The sequence below is a fragment of the Mycobacterium arosiense ATCC BAA-1401 = DSM 45069 genome, assembly GCF_002086125.1.
Taxonomy (GTDB): Bacteria; Actinomycetota; Actinomycetes; order Mycobacteriales; family Mycobacteriaceae; genus Mycobacterium; species Mycobacterium arosiense.
Genome location: NZ_MVHG01000106.1, coordinates 1 through 16298 on the forward strand (window position 1 = coordinate 1; position 16298 = coordinate 16298).

16 protein-coding genes and 2 pseudogenes are annotated in these 16298 nt (G+C 67.0%); 9 read left to right on the plus strand and 9 right to left on the minus strand.

The features are described from left to right. Positions 1 to 60: 60 nt before the first annotated feature. Positions 61 to 849 (plus strand): annotated as a pseudogene (locus tag BST14_RS24975) (diacylglycerol kinase); the annotation flags it as partial. Here the strand turns inward: BST14_RS24975 and BST14_RS24980 are convergent. The 3 genes from BST14_RS24980 to BST14_RS24990 form a co-directional block, all read right to left on the minus strand. Beyond that, positions 830 to 1342, minus strand: coding sequence for a DUF3145 domain-containing protein (locus tag BST14_RS24980; RefSeq protein WP_083067022.1), 513 nt, complete (start codon positions 1340 to 1342; stop codon positions 830 to 832). The pseudogene BST14_RS24975 and the gene BST14_RS24980 overlap by 20 nt on opposite strands. A gap of 152 nt (positions 1343 to 1494) precedes the next feature. Further along, positions 1495 to 2313 (minus strand): serine hydrolase domain-containing protein, encoded by an 819-nt coding sequence (locus tag BST14_RS24985; RefSeq protein ID WP_083067008.1) that lies wholly within the window; start codon positions 2311 to 2313, stop codon positions 1495 to 1497. Further along, on the minus strand, positions 2313 to 3371 hold the full coding sequence (locus BST14_RS24990; protein ID WP_083067023.1) for a class I SAM-dependent methyltransferase: 1059 nt from the start codon (positions 3369 to 3371) through the stop codon (positions 2313 to 2315). The genes BST14_RS24985 and BST14_RS24990 overlap by 1 nt, the downstream gene beginning before the upstream one ends. A 79-nt stretch (positions 3372 to 3450) precedes the next feature. Here BST14_RS24990 and BST14_RS24995 point away from each other — a divergent pair, with 79 nt between their 5' ends. From BST14_RS24995 to BST14_RS25010, 4 genes are all read left to right on the plus strand, one after another. Next, entirely contained in the window at positions 3451 to 4536 is a 1086-nt protein-coding gene (locus tag BST14_RS24995) for an S-(hydroxymethyl)mycothiol dehydrogenase (protein ID WP_083067009.1), read from the plus strand. Next, positions 4536 to 5168 (plus strand): MBL fold metallo-hydrolase, encoded by a 633-nt coding sequence (locus BST14_RS25000; protein ID WP_083067010.1) that lies wholly within the window; start codon positions 4536 to 4538, stop codon positions 5166 to 5168. The genes BST14_RS24995 and BST14_RS25000 overlap by 1 nt, the downstream gene beginning before the upstream one ends. A gap of 43 nt (positions 5169 to 5211) precedes the next feature. Then, entirely contained in the window at positions 5212 to 6309 is a 1098-nt protein-coding gene (locus tag BST14_RS25005; protein WP_083067011.1) for a class I SAM-dependent methyltransferase, read from the plus strand. A 72-nt stretch (positions 6310 to 6381) separates the two neighbouring features. Next, the gene (locus BST14_RS25010; protein WP_083067012.1) at positions 6382 to 6750 is read left to right on the plus strand and encodes a hypothetical protein; all 369 of its coding nucleotides are present in this window, start codon (positions 6382 to 6384) and stop codon (positions 6748 to 6750) included. 27 nt (positions 6751 to 6777) lie between these two features. Here the strand turns inward: BST14_RS25010 and BST14_RS25015 are convergent, their stop codons facing one another. The 3 genes from BST14_RS25015 to BST14_RS25025 all read right to left on the minus strand — a co-directional run bounded on the left by BST14_RS25015 (position 6778) and on the right by BST14_RS25025 (position 10145). Then, the gene (locus tag BST14_RS25015) at positions 6778 to 8439 is read right to left on the minus strand and encodes an Hsp70 family protein (RefSeq protein ID WP_083067013.1); all 1662 of its coding nucleotides are present in this window, start codon (positions 8437 to 8439) and stop codon (positions 6778 to 6780) included. A gap of 106 nt (positions 8440 to 8545) precedes the next feature. After that, positions 8546 to 9631 carry an NAD(P)H-dependent amine dehydrogenase family protein gene (locus BST14_RS25020; RefSeq protein ID WP_083067014.1) on the minus strand — a complete coding sequence of 362 codons (1086 nt, stop codon included), beginning with the start codon at positions 9629 to 9631 and terminating at the stop codon, positions 8546 to 8548. A 70-nt stretch (positions 9632 to 9701) separates the two neighbouring features. Continuing rightward, entirely contained in the window at positions 9702 to 10145 is a 444-nt protein-coding gene (locus BST14_RS25025) for a MarR family winged helix-turn-helix transcriptional regulator (protein WP_083067015.1), read from the minus strand. Between the two features lie 64 nt (positions 10146 to 10209). Here BST14_RS25025 and BST14_RS25030 point away from each other — a divergent pair, with 64 nt between their 5' ends. From BST14_RS25030 to BST14_RS25045, 4 genes and pseudogenes are all read left to right on the plus strand, one after another. Next, positions 10210 to 10542, plus strand: a complete 333-nt coding sequence (locus BST14_RS25030) for an antibiotic biosynthesis monooxygenase family protein (RefSeq protein WP_083067016.1) — start codon at positions 10210 to 10212, stop codon at positions 10540 to 10542. A gap of 39 nt (positions 10543 to 10581) precedes the next feature. Next, positions 10582 to 10929, plus strand: a complete 348-nt coding sequence (locus BST14_RS25035; RefSeq protein ID WP_211280811.1) for an MmpS family transport accessory protein — start codon at positions 10582 to 10584, stop codon at positions 10927 to 10929. 28 nt (positions 10930 to 10957) lie between these two features. After that, on the plus strand, positions 10958 to 12265 hold the full coding sequence (locus BST14_RS25040) for a cytochrome P450 (RefSeq protein ID WP_083067018.1): 1308 nt from the start codon (positions 10958 to 10960) through the stop codon (positions 12263 to 12265). Between the two features lie 53 nt (positions 12266 to 12318). Further along, a pseudogene (locus tag BST14_RS25045) lies at positions 12319 to 12874 on the plus strand (ester cyclase). Between the two features lie 24 nt (positions 12875 to 12898). Here BST14_RS25045 and BST14_RS25050 read toward each other — a convergent pair. From BST14_RS25050 to BST14_RS25060, 3 genes are all read right to left on the minus strand, one after another. Further along, the gene (locus BST14_RS25050) at positions 12899 to 13870 is read right to left on the minus strand and encodes an IS481 family transposase (RefSeq protein ID WP_083067019.1); all 972 of its coding nucleotides are present in this window, start codon (positions 13868 to 13870) and stop codon (positions 12899 to 12901) included. 100 nt (positions 13871 to 13970) lie between these two features. Further along, complete coding sequence (locus BST14_RS25055; RefSeq protein ID WP_083067020.1) at positions 13971 to 15458, minus strand: flavin-containing monooxygenase; 1488 nt, start codon at positions 15456 to 15458, stop codon at positions 13971 to 13973. 259 nt (positions 15459 to 15717) lie between these two features. Then, positions 15718 to 15960 carry an acyl carrier protein gene (locus BST14_RS25060; RefSeq protein ID WP_083067021.1) on the minus strand — a complete coding sequence of 81 codons (243 nt, stop codon included), beginning with the start codon at positions 15958 to 15960 and terminating at the stop codon, positions 15718 to 15720. Positions 15961 to 16298: the final 338 nt, after the last annotated feature.

Below are 16298 nucleotides of genomic sequence, written 5' to 3' on the forward strand. Positions count from 1 at the left end.
ACACTCAACGGCGTCACAGTGCACTTGGCGGGCTCCCACCGATCAGCCGACTGACACCAATCTCATGACTCGGTACATCTAGTCGGCGCGGCCATCGAGCAGGGCACCGACGCGGTCATGGTGACCGGCGGCGACGGCATCATCTCCAACGCCCTGCAGGTGATGGCCGGCACCGACATTCCGTTGGGCGTGATACCGGCCGGCACCGGCAACGACCACGCCCGTGAATTCGGCATCCCCACCAGGGACCCCGAGGCCGCCGCGGACATCGTCGTCGACGGATGCACGGAATCCATTGACCTGGGCCTGATTCGGGACGACAGCGGCGCCGAAAAATGGTTCGGCACCGTGGCGGCCACCGGCTTCGACTCGCTGGTCACCGATCGCGCCAACCGGATGAGCTGGCCGCATGGGCGATTGCGGTATTACGTCGCGATGCTCGCCGAACTGTCCCAATTGCGGCTCTTGCCATTTCGCTTGGTGCTCGACGGCGCCAAGGAGATCGACGCCGCCATCACGCTGGCCGCCTTCGGCAACACCCGCAGTTACGGCGGCGGCATGCAGATCTGCCCCGGCGCCGATTACACCGACGGCCTGCTGGACATCACGATGGTGCACGAGGCGTCCCGCACCAAACTGGTCCGCCTGTTCCCCACCGTCATGAAGGGGACCCACGTCCAGCTCGACGAGGTGAGCACGATGCGGGCCAAGTCGATTCACGTCGAGTGCCCCGGCATCAACGTCTACGCCGACGGCGACTTCGCCTGCGCGCTACCGGCCGAGATCTCCGTGGTGCCTGGCGCTCTGCAGATTCTGCGCCCGGCCAAGATTAACCGACCCCCCGGCTGAGCCAGGTCACCTCGCCGACGTCGCCGCCGTCGCGATAGGCCTCGAGCGCCTCATCCCATGCGGTGCCCAGCACCGAGTCCAATTCGGCGGCCAGGGTGTCGGCGCCCTGGGCCATCATCGACCGCAGCCGCATCTCGCCGACCATGACGTCCCCGTTGGCGCTCATCGCCCCGCTCCACAGGCCGAGTTGTGGGGTGTGGCTGAACCGGTGGCCGTCGACGCCGGGGCTGGGGTCCTCGGTGACCTCGAAGCGCAGCACGGACCAGGACCGCAGCGCGTTGGCGAGCTTCGCGCCGGTGCCCACCGGCCCGACCCAGTTGGTGACCGCGCGCAGCTGGCCGGGCATCGCCGGCTGGGGCGTCCAGGTCAGATTCGCCTTGGCACCCAGGGTCGACGACAACGCCCACTCGACATGCGGGCAAACCGCCGCGGGCGAAGCGTGCACATACACCACGCCAGTCGTCACGTCGGCGAATTGATTCGACGCTCGCATTTCCTGCTCCTTCGGTTCCACCAGGGACGTCTTCCCCAACGACCTGCGGACCCGACAAACAGGGCAGCTTGCGCGAAATCTTCGATTTTTAATGTGTCGTGCGTGTCTATTGTGCCTTGTGATACCCCTGTTGCGCTAGTGTGCGTTTTCCGCTAGGTGTATTCGGCTATCACGGCCTCGGAAATTTTCGGCCAGGGCTGCAAAGCCCAGTCCCCGAAATCGCGGTCGGTGAGGACCACCAGCGCCAACTCTTTTTCCGGATCTGCCCAGATAAAACCGCCCGCCTGGCCGAAATGGCCGAACGTGCGCGCCGAATTGTGCGCGCCCGTCCAGTGCGGCGATTTCGTGTCACGGAGCTCAAAACCCAGGCCCCAATCGTTGGGCCGTTGCACCCCGTAACCGGGTAGAACGCCGGCTAGACCGGGAAACTGCACCGTCGTCGCCTCGGCGTGCAGGCCTTCGGAGACCGTCACCGGCCGCAGCAAATCCCCGGCGAACGCCGCCAGATCCGCCACCGTCGACCGCGCCCCGAAACCCGCGGCCAGCGCGCCGCCGTGCAGGTGCGTGGCCGCCATGCCCAGCGGTTCGCACACCGCCTCGGTCAGGTAGCGCGCAAACTCGATGCCGGTCTCCCGCTCCACGATCTGGCCCAGCAGGGTGAAGCCCTGGTTGGAGTAGATCCGGCGGGTACCGGGCGCGGCCAACACCCGGTCGTCGTGCATCGACAGACCCGAGGTGTGGGCCAGCAGGTGGCGGACGGTCGCGCCGGGCGGGCCGGCCGGCGTGTCGAGGTCGATGGCGCCTTCCTCGACGGCGACCTGCACGGCCCGGGCCGCCAGCGGCTTGGTCACCGAGGCCAGCTCGAACTCCCGCTGGGTGTCGCCGTGGCTGGCCAGCACGCCGCCGGGGCCGATCACCGCCGCGGCGGCGGCCTGGACCGGCCAGTCGTCCAGGGCGTCGAGGGCCGCCATCACTTCGTTGCGATGTAGTAGTTGTTGATCGGATCCGACTCGATCTCGGCCACCCGCACGTCGTCGAATCCGGCGTCGCCCAGCATCGAGACGGCCAGTTGCGTGCCCCAGGCCGTGCCCAGTCCCGCGCCGTCCAGCGCCAGCGACACCGTCATGCAGTGCATCAACGACGTCGTGTACAGGTAGGTGCTCATCGGAACGCCGACGTTCTCCTCGAGCCGGCTCGACGCCTTGATATCGGCCATCAGCAGCACACCGCCGGGCCGCAGCGCCCGGTAAATGTTGCGCAGGACTTGCGCCGGCTGCGCCTGATCGTGGATGGCATCGAAGACGGTGATGACGTCGTAGGCCTCCGCCTTGTCCAGATCGGCGAGATTGTGGCTTTCGAAGGCCGCATTGGACAGCCCCCGCTCGGCGGCTTCCCGTATGCCGGTGGAGATGGCCTCCTCGGAAAAGTCGATGCCGGTGAAGCGGCTGGCCGGAAACGCTTGTGCCATCACGTTGATGGCATGTCCGCTGCCGCAGCCGAAATCCGCCACGTCGGCCCCGGCGTGCAGCCGCTGCACGAGTCCGTCCACCAACGGCAGCACCACGTCGACCAACGCGGTGTCGTACACCACCCCGCTCTGTTCGGCCATCAACGCGTGGAAGCGGGGAAATTCGCTGTACGGCAGCCCGCCACCGGCGCGAAAGCACCCGATGATCTTCTGTTCGACCTCGGCGAGCACCGGGACGATAAGCGCCACCAGGGCCAGGTTGTCCGGCCCGGCCGCGCGGGTCAGCACGGCGGCACGCTGCGCCGGCAACGAGTAGCTGGCGGTGTCGGGGTCGTACTCGACGACGCGTCCGGTCGTCATGCCGGCCAGCCACTCTCGGACATAGCGTTCGTTGAGCCCGGCGGCCTCGGCGATCCGCGCACTGGTGGCGGGCTCCAGCCCGGCCATCGTGTCCAGCAGGCCGGTCTGATGCCCGATGCTGAGCAACAACGTCAGGCTGGCGCCGTCGATTGCCGCCGTTATTCTTTCGGTGAATTCTTCGGTGGTTTCCCAAGCCGTCACGCCCACGGACGCTACACCCGGTTCATGGGCGGACAACCCGCCGAGAGATGTATGGCGCCGAGCCCCTAGGTTGGAGCCCATGAGTCAGACAGTGCGCGGCGTGATCTCACGCAAGAAGGGCGAACCCGTTGAACTGGTGGACATCGTCGTCCCGGATCCCGGCCCCGGTGAGGCTCTGGTCGACGTCATCGCCTGCGGGGTGTGCCACACCGACCTGACCTACCGCGAGGGCGGCATCAACGACGAGTATCCGTTCCTGCTCGGCCACGAGGCCGCCGGCCGGGTGGAGGCCGTCGGTCCGGACGTGACCGCCGTGGCGCCGGGCGACTTCGTGATCCTGAACTGGCGCGCGGTGTGCGGGCAGTGCCGGGCCTGCAAGCGCGGCAGGCCGCACCTGTGCTTCGACACCTTCAACGCCACCCAGAAGATGACGCTGACCGACGGCACCGAGCTGACGCCCGCACTGGGCATCGGCGCGTTCGCCGACAAGACGCTGGTGGCCGCCGGCCAGTGCACCAAGGTCAATCCCGAGGCCGACCCCGCGGTCGCCGGCCTGCTGGGCTGCGGGGTGATGGCCGGGCTGGGCGCGGCGATCAACACCGGCGCGGTCACCCGGGATGACACCGTCGCGGTGATCGGGTGCGGCGGTGTGGGCGACGCCGCGATCGCCGGCGCGGCGCTGGTGGGCGCCCGGCGGATCATCGCCGTGGACACCGACAACACCAAACTGGACTGGGCCCGCAAGTTCGGCGCCACGCACACCGTCAACGCCCGCGAACGCGACGTCGTCAAGACCATTCAGGACCTCACCGACGGGTTCGGCGCCAACGTGGTGATCGACGCGGTGGGCCGGCCCGAGACCTGGAAGCAAGCCTTCTACGCCCGCGACCTCGCCGGAACCGTTGTGCTGGTTGGGGTTCCGACGCCCGACATGCGCCTGGACATGCCGCTGGTGGACTTCTTCAGCCACGGCGGGGCGTTGAAGTCGTCGTGGTACGGCGATTGCCTGCCCGAGCGCGACTTCCCCACGCTGATCGACCTGTATCTGCAGGGCCGGCTGCCGCTGGAGCAGTTCGTCTCCGAGCGCATCGGGCTGGGTGACGTGGAAGCGGCATTCCACCGGATGCACGGCGGCGAGGTGCTGCGCTCGGTGGTGGTGCTCTGATGGCGGGCATCGAACGGCTGGTCACCCACGGCACCTTCGAACTCGACGGCGGCAGTTGGGAAGTCGACAACAACATCTGGATCGTCGGCGACGACTCCGACGTCGTGGTGTTCGACGCCGCGCATGCCGCCGAGCCGATCCTGCAGGCCGTCGGTAAGCGCAACGTGGTCGCGGTGGTGTGCACCCACGGCCACAACGACCACGTCACCGTGGCGCCCGAACTCGCCAAGACGCTGGACGCTCCTGTTCTGCTACATCCCGCCGACGACGTGCTGTGGCGAATGACGCACCCGGACAAGGACTTTCGCCCGATCGCCGACGGCGACACGCTCGACGTCGCGGGCACGGAGCTGCTGGCGCTGCACACCCCGGGCCACTCCCCCGGATCGGTGTGCTGGTATGCCCCGGAACTGGGCCCCAAAGGCGTCGTGTTCAGCGGGGACACCCTGTTTTCCGGCGGCCCGGGCGCGACCGGGCGCTCCTATTCGGACTTCCCGACGATCCTGCAGTCGATCTCCGGCCGGCTCGGCACCTTGCCCGGCGACACCGTCGTGCACACCGGCCATGGCGATGACACCACCATCGGCGACGAAATCGTGCACTACGAAGAATGGGTGGCCCGCGGCCACTGATCCGTCGCCGAACCGACCACGGCCCGGCCATTATCGTTGATCCATGCCGCCCGAACTCCGGATGCCCGAATCGAGCATTGTGGTACGGCCCGAGCCCTCCTACGCCGAGGCGTCGCGGCTGCGGGCCGCCGGTTTGGCGCAGGCGACCGCGGCGTTCGAACGGGCCGCCGGACAGGTGGCGCTGCCCCGGCCCCCGCAGCCGATCGTCGTCGCCGACTATGGCGCCGCCAACGGTCACAATTCGCTGCGGCCGCTGTCGGCGGGCATCGCCGTGCTGCGCCGGCGCACGCGACACGACCACGCAATCCTGGTGGCGCACACCGATGTACCGGGCAACAACTTCGCGGCGCTGTTCGAGACGGTGCACGACGACCCGGAGAGCTACCTGCACTCCGACACGGCGACGTTCACCTCGGCGGTCGGCCGTTCGTTCTACGACCAGATCGTGCCGTCCAAGACGGTCAACCTGGGCTGGACGTCGTGGGCGACCCAGTGGCTGAGCCGAATTCCCTGCGAGGTGCACGATCACGTGCACGTCTCGCGCAGCGCGGACGGCGCGGCGCAGTCCGCGTACGCCGACCAGGCCGCGCTGGACTGGCACAACTTCGTCGCGTTCCGCGGGCGCGAGCTGGCCCCCGAGGGCCGGCTGGTGGCGTTGACGCTGGCCGCCGACGAGGACGGGACGGCGGGCTTCGCCCCGTTGCTCGACGCCATCGTCGCGGCGCTGGGTGATCAGGTGCGCGACGGGCTGCTGCACCCGGATGAGATGCGGCGCATGGCAATTCCCACGGTCGCCCGCGCCGAAAAGGACTTCCGCGCCCCGTTCGCCCCGAAGGGGCGGATCGAGGGCCTGATGGTCGAGCACCTCGAGATGTTCAACGCCGAGGATCGATTCTGGGCCGGCTACCAGTTGGACCACGACGCCGAGGCCTTCGGCGCGCAGTGGTCGGCCTTCGCGCGGTTTGCGCTGTTTCCCTCACTGGTGGCCGCGCTCGACGGCGGGATCCACGACGAGCGTGCCGCCCGTTTCGTCGAGCAGCTCGCGTGCGCGGTCGCCGAGCGTCTGTCAAGCGCGCCCGAGCCGATGCGCATCCCGCAGGCGTTGGTGGTGCTGGTCAAGCGCGACGCCGCGCGCCAGTGAGAGTTTCGGCACAACCACGCAGCGGGTAACCCCTTGCCAACGTCGAACCTGCGACTGCAAGGGGGTAGACGCATGAGCGTGCAGGACGATAAGCCGACCGACCAAGACGACGATCGGCGGCTGACCGAGAAGCCCGAGCCCGACGAGGACGACCAAAAAGAGGCCGCCAAAATGATGGAGGCCTACGAGGACAAACCCACTATCGTGCTGCCCGGCACCGGCGGAAGCGTGTCCGGCACGGCGGTCAACGATTGGCTCGACGAGGACGGCAATCCCAAGGACGAGGAGCCCGAGGGCGGGGGTTCCAGCGAGGGCTTGCGGTCCGAGGGCGACGAGGGCCGCGACGAGCGGGCGCGTAAGGATCAGATCGAGAAGGACAAAGCCCTCAACGAGGTCCTCAGAGAGGCCGCCACCGCCGAGAACAAGGGCGAAAAGGGTTGAGCTGAACCCAATTGCGGCCGTCGAGGCTTAGTGGGCGGGTATCGGGCCCAGCGCGGTGATGCCCAGGTTGCCCTCGATTTCCCCGATGATCTGGTTGACCCGGTCGAGCCCGGGGATCGGCTCATTGACGCCCGGAATGGGTGGCACCACCGGCGGGGCCGCCACCCGGTGGGGTGCCGCCGGACGCGCGGGCGGTGGTGCCGCCTGCGGAACCGCCCTCGGCGTGGTGGTCATCGGTGTCTCGGTCCCGGCGGGCGGGGTGGTATCCGAGGTTGACGGCACCGGGACATCCGGCGGCGGTGGCGCCGGCGCCGCGGTGGCGCTGGGGGGAGCCGCCGTCGGGGCCACGGGTGTGGTGCTGACCCGCGGCGCCGGTGTGGTCGCCGATTTGTTCTGCGAGCCCAGCGCGATCGCCACCGCGGTGCCCACCAGCAGCACGGCCGCGACGGCGACGATGATCGCCGCCGCGGGCAGCAGGTGCCAGCGGGACAGCAGACCCTTGGGCTTGGGCGTCTCCGCCTGCGTGGGCTCGGTCGGCGGCGCCTGTGAGGTCGCGGTCGCCGCCGAGCGCGGGTCCGGCCGCACGGCCGCCCGGGCCGTGGCCGCGGCGGGCACGGCGGGCGCCGAGAGGGTGGCGCCGGCGTCGCCGGCACCCTGCGCCACCCGCAGCGCGGCTCCGACGGCGGCCGCCAGCTGGGGCCGTGGCGTCGTGACGACGGGAACGCGGAAGTCCCGCGACAGCGTGGTCGTGACGACCGGCAGGTTCGCCCCGCCGCCCGTCGAAACGATGGCGACGAGATCACGAATCTCGTTGTGCGCCAATGTTTCGTCCAACGCCGCGATCATGCCGCTCAGCGAGGGCCGGATCGCGTCGTCAAGTTCGTGCCGGCTGATCCGAATCTCACCGCGCGTCCCGGTCAGCCCGTCGGTCAGCGTGGCCGTCGCGCGCGAGGACAGCTGTTCCTTGGCGACCCGGCATGCGCTGCGCAGCCGGCTCAGCGAGCCGATCGCCGCGCTGCCCGTGGGGAACGCCCCGGTGGTCGGCATGTTGGCGATGACGACGCTCAGCAGCGCCTGATCCATCAGGTCACCGGCGAAATCGGGGTGCCGAACGGTCGGGGCCAATGCATGGTAGTCACCGTCGGCGTGCAGCAACGTGATGCTGGTGCCGCTGCCGCCGAGATCGCATACCGCCACGGTGCCGCTCGCCGGTATGCCGGGGTGGGTCCGCACGGCGAGCAGGGTCGCGGCCGCGTCGGGAATCAGCAAGATGGGACGCGCTCGGTGCGACCATTCCGGGATCTCGCCCAGCGCATCGCCGAGGGCGTCCACCGCGTGCGATTCCCAGTGCGCCGGATAGGTGACCGCGACGTTGTCGGGCAGGGGCCGTCCGCCGGTGGCGGCGTATGCGAGCGCGCGCAGCCCGTCGGCGACCAACACCTCGCTGCGGTGCACCGAGCCGTCGATTGCCACGAGTGGACGCGGGTCGCCGACGCGGTTGACGAAGCCGGTGATCACCACGCCGGGCCCCTGCAGTCGGGGATTCTCCGCGGGGACGCCGATCTCGGCGGGACGGTCCGGATACAGCGTCAGGACGGGCTTGCGGGTGATGGCGGTGTCGGCGGTCACCGCCGCCAGGTTGGTGGCGCCAATCGATAGGCCCAGCGCGGTCTCGACTCTATTAACCATGTGAATCCCCGTATCCGCGGCACCAACTCGCATCCGGCTAGCCGTTATTGTGCCGCCAAAACCTGTATCGCGGGCCTGCCGCGGCTATGCGCCCGCTGTGCGCCGGTCACCGGATGCTGCCTTCGCCGGCGATCAGCGGCAGGTCGAGCGGGGTGACCCAGCCGGGCCGCAAGTCGTTGACCGCCGGCACGGCATTGAGTGCGCGCAGCCCGGTTGCCAGGCATCCGGCCGCGGCGGCGTCGCGGCCCGAGCCGTCGGTGAACCGGAACGCGGTCTCCTGAAAGATGCTCGGGGTCCCCTCGATGTCCACCCGGTAGACGTCGTTGTCGTGACCCGTCGGCCAGTCCGGCGCGGCGTCCAACCCGATCCGGTTGACGTGTTCGAGCTGAATTCGGGTCTCGCCCTGGAAAACACCGTTGATCGTGAACCGCACCGCGGCCACGTGCCCGGCCTTGATGACGCCGCGTGCGGAGTTCCGCTCGGTCGGGGTCACCCATTTGTCCCAGGTGGTGGTGATTTCGTCGAGCATGATGCCGGCGGCGTGCGCGATCATCGGGACGGTGGCGCCCCACGCGAAGATCAACATGTCGCGGTCTTCCAGCATCGGCTTGAACTCGGGCTCGCGACCGATGCCCATCTCGAATTCGTAGTCGCCCTCGTAGTTGGTGTAGTCCAGCAGCTCGGAAGCCCGGACCCGGCGCACCTCGGAACACAACCCCATCAGCGTCATCGGGAACAGGTCGTTGGCGAATCCGGGGTCGATGCCGGTGGTGAAGCAGGACGACTCCCCCAGCTCGCAGGCCTCGGTGATCGGCTGGATCCAGTTCGGCGGGTTGAGGTGCATGGTCGGCCACACCCACGGGGTCATAGCCGTCGAACACACGTCGATGCCGGCGAGCAGGAACCGGGTGATCAGCGAGATGTTCTCCTTGGCGTGCATGGCCGTCGGGCCGTAGTGCACCAGCGCGTCGGGTTTCAGGGCGATCAGGGCGTCGACGTCGTCGGTGGCGGTGATGCCGACCGGTTCGGGCAGCCCGCAGATCTCGCCGACGTCGCGGCCGACCTTGGCCGGGTTGCTCACGCCGACGCCCACCAATTCGAACAACGGGTGCTTGACGATTTCCGGGATCACCATCTTGCCGACGAAGCCGGTTCCGTACACCACCACACGCTTTGAGCCGTGTTCCGCCATCCTTTGACGCCACCTTTCCACCTCACCGGCCCCCGCCGGACTCACACTAGGCGTGGCCCGCGGGGCCAAGCTAGAGCGGCGTCGTGGCTTCGAGGTTTTCGGCGCAGCGCAGCAGCAGCGCGGCGAGGTCGCGCCGCGGCCCGGCCGCGATTCCACGCAGCATGTCGGCTTCGACGCCTTCGACCGCGGCATGGCTGTCCTTGAGCCGGCGCAACCCGAGCGGGGTCAGCTGCAGCGCGCGGGAGCGACCCGGTCCCCGCGTGCTCGACAGATCCACCAGGCCGGCGGCACGCAGTCCGTTCAGCACATCGCGCAGCGATTGACGGGTGACGAAGCACAGCCTGGCGAGTTCTGACGCGGAAGCGTCGGGATGATCGTGCAGCGCGCGCAGCAGCGCGTATTGCGACATCGACAGCCCGGTCGGTTTCAGCGCCGCGTCGCAGCGGCGCCGCAGCCCCTGCTGAACACGCTTCACCAGGTAGCCCGCGCCGCGCTCGATCTGCGATTGACTCATGACAGGAACCTTACATTATGCTAGCGTCACCGATGTAAGGTTCCTGACATCAAGAGAGGCTGAGATGACCACCATCCGAGAGCACTCCGACGTCGCCACCCTGATCAACGTCTTCACCGTGGCTCCCGAGCGCGCCCGCGAGCTGGCTGACAAGCTCCGCGCCGCCACCGAAGAAACGATGCGGTTCGTCCCCGGCTTCATTTCGGCGAACATCCACGTCAGCACCGACGGCACCCGCGTCGTCAACTATGCGCAGTGGCAAAGCGCCGAGGCCTACCAAGCGATGTTCGAGGATCCGCATGCGCGCGAACACATGGGCGCGTGTGCCGCCCTCGCGATCGGCTTCGACCCGCACCTCTACACCGTCGAATCGGTGCACGAAACGCCGAACGTCTAGATCTTCCGTGCCATCGCTCGTGGTGACACGATGCAATTCATGACCAAGCACCTTGCCGGACCTTCGGTCCTGTTGGCCTTCGGCTTCGGATTCGCGAATGCCTGCGGCGTGGCCCACGCCCTGCCCCAGATGCCGCAAGTCCGCTACGAGGTCAACGGGCCGGCGGTCGCCGAGTTCATCTACTACCAAACCGACAACGGGCAGCTGCACCAGGTGAATGCGCCGCTGCCCTGGTCGACGCAGTTCACCGGCTATGGCGGCGAGGTGTTCACCGTCAGCGCGCAGGGGCTGGGCCCCATCTCCTGCAAGATCTTGGTCGACGGCAACGTGGTGAGCGCCGCGACGGCAACGACGGGCGCGCCCGCCCGAACGGTTTGCACACACTGACCGAGCTCTGCACGACGAGGAGGTCCAGGTGAGCCTCAAGACGGGTCCCGGGAAAGCCCTTGCGCCCCGGACGAATGGCACGCCGCCGCCCGACATCCCGTTGGCCGACATCCATCTCGATTCGCTCGACTTCTGGGCGCTCGACGATGACGTTCGCGACGGCGCGTTCGCCACCCTGCGCCGCGAGGCGCCGATCTCGTTCTGGCCCGCGATCGAGTACGAGGGGTTCGAGCCGGGCGGCGGCCATTGGGCGCTCACCAAGCATGACGACGTGCATTTCGCGAGCCGTCATCCGGAGATCTTCAGCTCCAGCCCCAACATCACGATCAACGACAACACGCCGGAGATCAGCGAGTACTTCGGCTCGATGATCGTGCTCGACGACCCCCGACACCAGCGGCTGCGCTCAATCGTCAGCCGCGCGTTCACCCCGAAAGTGGTGGCCCGCATCGAGGCATCGGTCCGCGAACGGGCACGCAGGTTGGTCGCGTCGCTGATCGCCAATCATCCCGACGGGGAGGCCGAGCTGGTCGGCGAGCTCGCCGGCCCGCTGCCGTTGCAGGTCATCTGCGACATGATGGGCATCCCCGAAGAGGACCATCAACGCATATTCCACTGGACCAACGTCATTCTCGGGTTCGGCGACCCGGACCTGGCGACGGATTTCGAGGAGTTCCTTCAGGTTTCGATGGACATCGGCGCCTACGCCAGCGCGCTGGCCGAGGACCGACGGTCCAATCACCACGACGATCTGACCACCAGCCTGGTGGAAGCCGAGGTCGACGGCGAACAGCTGTCGTCGTCGGAAATCGCGTCGTTCTTCATCCTGCTGGTGGTGGCCGGCAACGAGACCACGCGCAACGCGATCAGCCACGGCGTGCTGGCATTGTCGCGCTATCCCGCCGAGCGGCAGAAGTGGTGGTCCAACTTCGACCGCCTGACCCCTTCCGCCGTCGAGGAAATCGTGCGATGGGCCTCCCCGGTGGTGTACATGCGACGCACCCTGACCCGAGACTTCAAACTCAGCGGCACCAAGATGAAGGCCGGCGACAAGGCCACGCTGTGGTACAACTCGGCCAATCGCGATGAGACGACGTTCGAAAACCCCTGGGTTTTCGACGTGGCGCGCACCCCCAATCCGCACTTCGGCTTCGGCGGTGGCGGCGCCCATTTCTGCCTGGGCGCCAACCTGGCTCGTCGTGAAATCAGGGTCATCTTCGACGAATTGCGCCGCGAGATTCCCGATATCGCGGCGACCGACGAGCCCGCACGGCTGCTGTCACAGTTCATTCATGGCATCAAAACCCTGCCGGTGGCCTGGACCCCACCGCGGTAGCAGTCCAGTCAGTCCGCCTCTGCCCCTATCGGTTCCGGGCCTACGCTGATCCCGTGACCATTCCCGCGTTTCCAGCCCCCGAAGTGCTGGCCGCCCGCCAGAAACTCGTGCTCGACCACTTCCACGACGAGGTCCGCCATGCCTGGGATGACGTCCTGTCGACCTTCCCGCATCCGCGTTACGAGCTGATCCCCCAGATGCTCGTGCACGACGGCGATGCGGCGGTGCGCGACTACTACGCCTACACGCGGACCGCGTTCCCCGATCAAAACCACGAAATCATCGCGCTGCGCCACAGCGCCGACGCGGTGATCGTCGAGTTCTGGCTGATGGGCACGCACCGGGGCTACCTGGGCAAGGTCCCGCCCACGGGCAGCCGTTTCCGGGTTCGCATGACGGCGTACTTCGTTTTCGACGACACGGAAACGCTTGTCTGCGAACGCATTTACTTCGACACGTTGACCATGATCAAACAGCTTTTGGGCGGGCTGGACATGAAGAAGCCGGCGAATTGGTGGCTGGCCGCGCGTTGCCTGCGCGGATTCCTGTCGATGTCGTCGGAAAAAACCGGACCCGGCGCTGACCAACACCCCCTGTACCGAGGGCTAGGTGTCGTGACCTGACACGTTGTTATCAGGCGGCGAGTCGGCTGATTGGTGGTCGTCCGCCGAGGGCGGAGTGGCCTCGTCGAGTGTTGTAGCGGCGAAGGAATTGGTCAAGGCCGCGTTTGCGCAGGCTGTTACTGGTCCAGGGGCGGGCGTAGGCCCATTCGTTGAGCAGGGTCCGGTTCAGGCGTTCGGCTTTGCCGTTAGTCCAGGGACAGCCGGGTTTGGTGAATCGGCGTTTGAGTTGCCAGGCCGAACAGACCCAGCCCCAGTCGGTGCCGCGTCGGTAGACCAACGCGTTGTCGGTCAGGAGTCGACGCACCCGCACGCCGTGGGCGGCGAACCAGGCCAGTGCCCGGTGCAGAAACCCAGCACACGTCGGGTCCTTCTCGTCGGGGAGCACTTCGCTGTAGGCCAGGCGGGTGTAGTCATCGATTGCGGTGTGGACGTAGTCGTAGCCGAGCCGGATCTTTTTGTGTCGGTGGGCAACTGAGACCGCAGCATCGCGGCCGTGCAGCCGCCATCCACCGCCTGAGGGGATGCGGCCGAGCTTTTTGACGTCGACATGAACCATGGCCCCCGGCGTGGGGTGTTCGTAGCGGTTGGGGCTGCGCCGTGATGCGCGCACCGCCTCACCGGTGATCGGATCGATTGCACTGAGATGTGGCACCTGGTGGCGCGCCAGGATCCGCCCGACCGTCGAGGGATTCAGATCGAGTCCAGCGGCAAGCACTACAGCACCGCGCTTACGGCGTCGGCGGGCGGCGAGCACCTTTTGCTCGACTCGATAGCTCGTGCGGTGGGGCATCCGGATCGGCCGCGACGAACGGTCAGCCAGCGCGGCATCACCGCCCTGTGCATACCGGCGCAGCCACTTGTACACCGTTGCCCGCGAAACCCCCAGTTGCTCAGCGACATGCGCGGCCGGCCACCCGGCCGCGACACGCTCAACGATCAGCCGACGAGCGAACACATTGGTACGGGCGTTAGCGTGAGACACAAGGACCTCCTACGGGTGAATGCCAGACACATCCACTCCGTCAGGAGGTCCTCCCACTTTCAAGCAGGCACGCCGTCAACAACCTCACGGGTCACGACAGCTAGGCGATCGCGTAGTCGCTGAGCGGGAAGGTCCGGGCCTCGCGCACCGAGTTCAGTGTCGACGTCGGCCGCAGTAGCGATGCCTCACCGCTGGGACTGAAATAGTACGAACGCGACGTCGCGCAGTTGCCGGCGTAGAACACCGTGTTGTCCAGCAGTTTCGTCATCCGTTCCATGAACCGGTCATTGGCCTCTTCGGTCACCTCGAAGGTCGTCGCACCGCGACGCTTGACCTCGCCGAGCAGCCTGTCCATGTGCCGCATCTGGTATTCGATGGTGTGGAAGAAGGACAGCCCGGAGAAGGCGAACGGGCTTGCCAATCCAAGGTAGTTCGGGAAGTAGGGTACGGAGACGCCCTGGTAAGCCTGAAACCGGGTCTCTCGCCACCACTTACCCAGGTTGCGCCCCTTGCGGCCGACCACCTCGATGGCCGGGAAGTTGGCCTCCCACAGATCGAAACCGGTCGCCAGCACCAGGGTGTCGATGACCGTCTTGCGCCCGTCGGTGGTGACGATGCCGTCGGCCTCGATCCGCTCGATCGACGTGGTTTCCAGGTGCACGTGCGGCTGGGTGAACGCGCGGTAAAAGCCGTTGGAAAAGGTCGGCCGCTTGCAGCCGAGGTCGTAGTCCGGCGTCAGCTTGGCGCGCAGTTCCTTATCCCGGATCCACCGGAATCGGCTGATCTTGGCCAGGTCGGAGGCCGAGATGTTGCCCCGCCCCCGCGACTCTTTAAAGTGCAGCGCCCCCACGACCATGATGATCTCGAGGATGACGTCGGTGACCCACCGCAGCGCGCGCTGCGCCGCGGGCACCCGGGCAAACAGACGTTGCGTCCGCGGGGAGAAGCCGAAGTCGATCTTGGGTATCACGTGGGTCGCGGTGCGTTGGTACACGGTCAGCTCGCCGGCGTCCTTGGCCAACTCCGGAACGACCTGTACCGCGGACGCCCCGGTCCCGATGACGGCGATGCGCCGTCCCCGGTAGCTGTAGTCGTGGTCCCACGCGGTGGTGTGGACCACCTTGCCCTTGAAGCTCGCGATGCCAGGAATATCGGGCATGCGGGGCTGGGAAAGGAATCCGGTGGCCGTGATCAGGATCCGGGTCGTCAGCGTCTCGCCGCCGGCCAGCGCCACCCGCCACACCTCGAGGTCCTCGTCCCATTGGGCACCTTCCACGGTCGTGTTGAACCGCATGTGCCGGCGCACGTCATATTTGTCGGCGACTTCGGCCGCGTACCGCTTGACCTCGGCACCGGGCGCGAACAGCCGTGACCAGTCCGGCTTGGGCTCGAACCAGTATGAGTAAGTGGTCGATGGGATGTCGACGGCGATGCCCGGGTAGTGGTTGACATGCCAGGTGCCACCCAAGTCGTCCTCGCGGTCGAGGATGAGGAAGTTGTCAAACCCGAGGCGCTTGAGCTGAATAGCGGCGCCGATGCCGCCAAAACCTGCACCTACGATGATCGCGTCGAAACGGTCCGTGTCCACAGCTGCTCCGTGCTACCTGTTTCCGTACTTAACGAATCATAAGCTTTCACTAAGATACGTAACTCTAATAGGCCGCCACGCCGGACGCATCCGAGCTTTGCCGGTATGTGACCTTGCCGACACCGGTGCGGTCAGCCATCGGCGGGTCTATAAGAGCTGGTAATGCGGCCGCCAACTGCGTAAACGTCATTACCGCCGACGGTGACGCGACCGGCGCCGGCGACTTAGCTCACGGCGAACCCTGGTGGTAACGGGATTCTTATCTTGTGGCCGGCCCAGCGGCGGCTGTTCCCTGCAGCCGGCCCAGCAACTCGTGGCATCGCCGCGCGCGCTCGGAGTCTTGAGCCATCACGTCGCTGAAGAAGGACGCGACGTCATCCAAACCGGCGTTCTTCGCGTCCCGGACATACTGGCCGTAATCATGTCCGGCCTTCAGCGAGTGGTATTGAATCGAAATGAGATCGAAGGTCACGTCGTCGAAACCCGTTTCACCCGTTGCCATGTCGCCGCCTTTCGGTCAGTGAGTGCCGAATTCGCTACCCGCACGCGTCCGCCTACCCCGAATGGACAACATCAAACGACGGCTTAAAGTGTTTTTGTAGGCAACCCGATTGCGCAATGGCGGCGCCGGTCCGATTGCGGCGACGCCGCCGCTGTCCTCCGAACTGTCGCTGCGGCCCGATATACAGGAAAACATCACCAAATGGTTAGCAAGTTGACAGTTTTGGGAGGGGCTTGCATGGGCAATTTCGACGCCATGACCGCACGTCACGTCGTTCGTTCCCTTGGTTCAGCAGTAGTTCTCGCAGCGTCGGGCGTGGCCGTGTCGGCCCTGACGTC

What these genes read in the sequence shown, in the direction of transcription:
- BST14_RS24980 (WP_083067022.1), bottom strand. Translation starts at nt 1,342, where the DNA reads ATGCGAGCGTCGAATCAATTCGCCGACGTGACGACTGGCGTGGTGTAT.
- BST14_RS24985 (WP_083067008.1), bottom strand. Translation starts at nt 2,313, where the DNA reads ATGGCGGCCCTCGACGCCCTGGACGACTGGCCGGTCCAGGCCGCCGCC.
- BST14_RS24995 (WP_083067009.1), top strand. Translation starts at nt 3,451, where the DNA reads ATGAGTCAGACAGTGCGCGGCGTGATCTCACGCAAGAAGGGCGAACCC.
- BST14_RS25000 (WP_083067010.1), top strand. Translation starts at nt 4,536, where the DNA reads ATGGCGGGCATCGAACGGCTGGTCACCCACGGCACCTTCGAACTCGAC.
- BST14_RS25005 (WP_083067011.1), top strand. Translation starts at nt 5,212, where the DNA reads ATGCCGCCCGAACTCCGGATGCCCGAATCGAGCATTGTGGTACGGCCC.
- BST14_RS25010 (WP_083067012.1), top strand. Translation starts at nt 6,382, where the DNA reads ATGAGCGTGCAGGACGATAAGCCGACCGACCAAGACGACGATCGGCGG.
- BST14_RS25015 (WP_083067013.1), bottom strand. Translation starts at nt 8,439, where the DNA reads ATGGTTAATAGAGTCGAGACCGCGCTGGGCCTATCGATTGGCGCCACC.
- BST14_RS25020 (WP_083067014.1), bottom strand. Translation starts at nt 9,631, where the DNA reads ATGGCGGAACACGGCTCAAAGCGTGTGGTGGTGTACGGAACCGGCTTC.
- BST14_RS25025 (WP_083067015.1), bottom strand. Translation starts at nt 10,145, where the DNA reads ATGAGTCAATCGCAGATCGAGCGCGGCGCGGGCTACCTGGTGAAGCGT.
- BST14_RS25030 (WP_083067016.1), top strand. Translation starts at nt 10,210, where the DNA reads ATGACCACCATCCGAGAGCACTCCGACGTCGCCACCCTGATCAACGTC.
- BST14_RS25035 (WP_211280811.1), top strand. Translation starts at nt 10,582, where the DNA reads ATGACCAAGCACCTTGCCGGACCTTCGGTCCTGTTGGCCTTCGGCTTC.
- BST14_RS25060 (WP_083067021.1), bottom strand. Translation starts at nt 15,960, where the DNA reads ATGGCAACGGGTGAAACGGGTTTCGACGACGTGACCTTCGATCTCATT.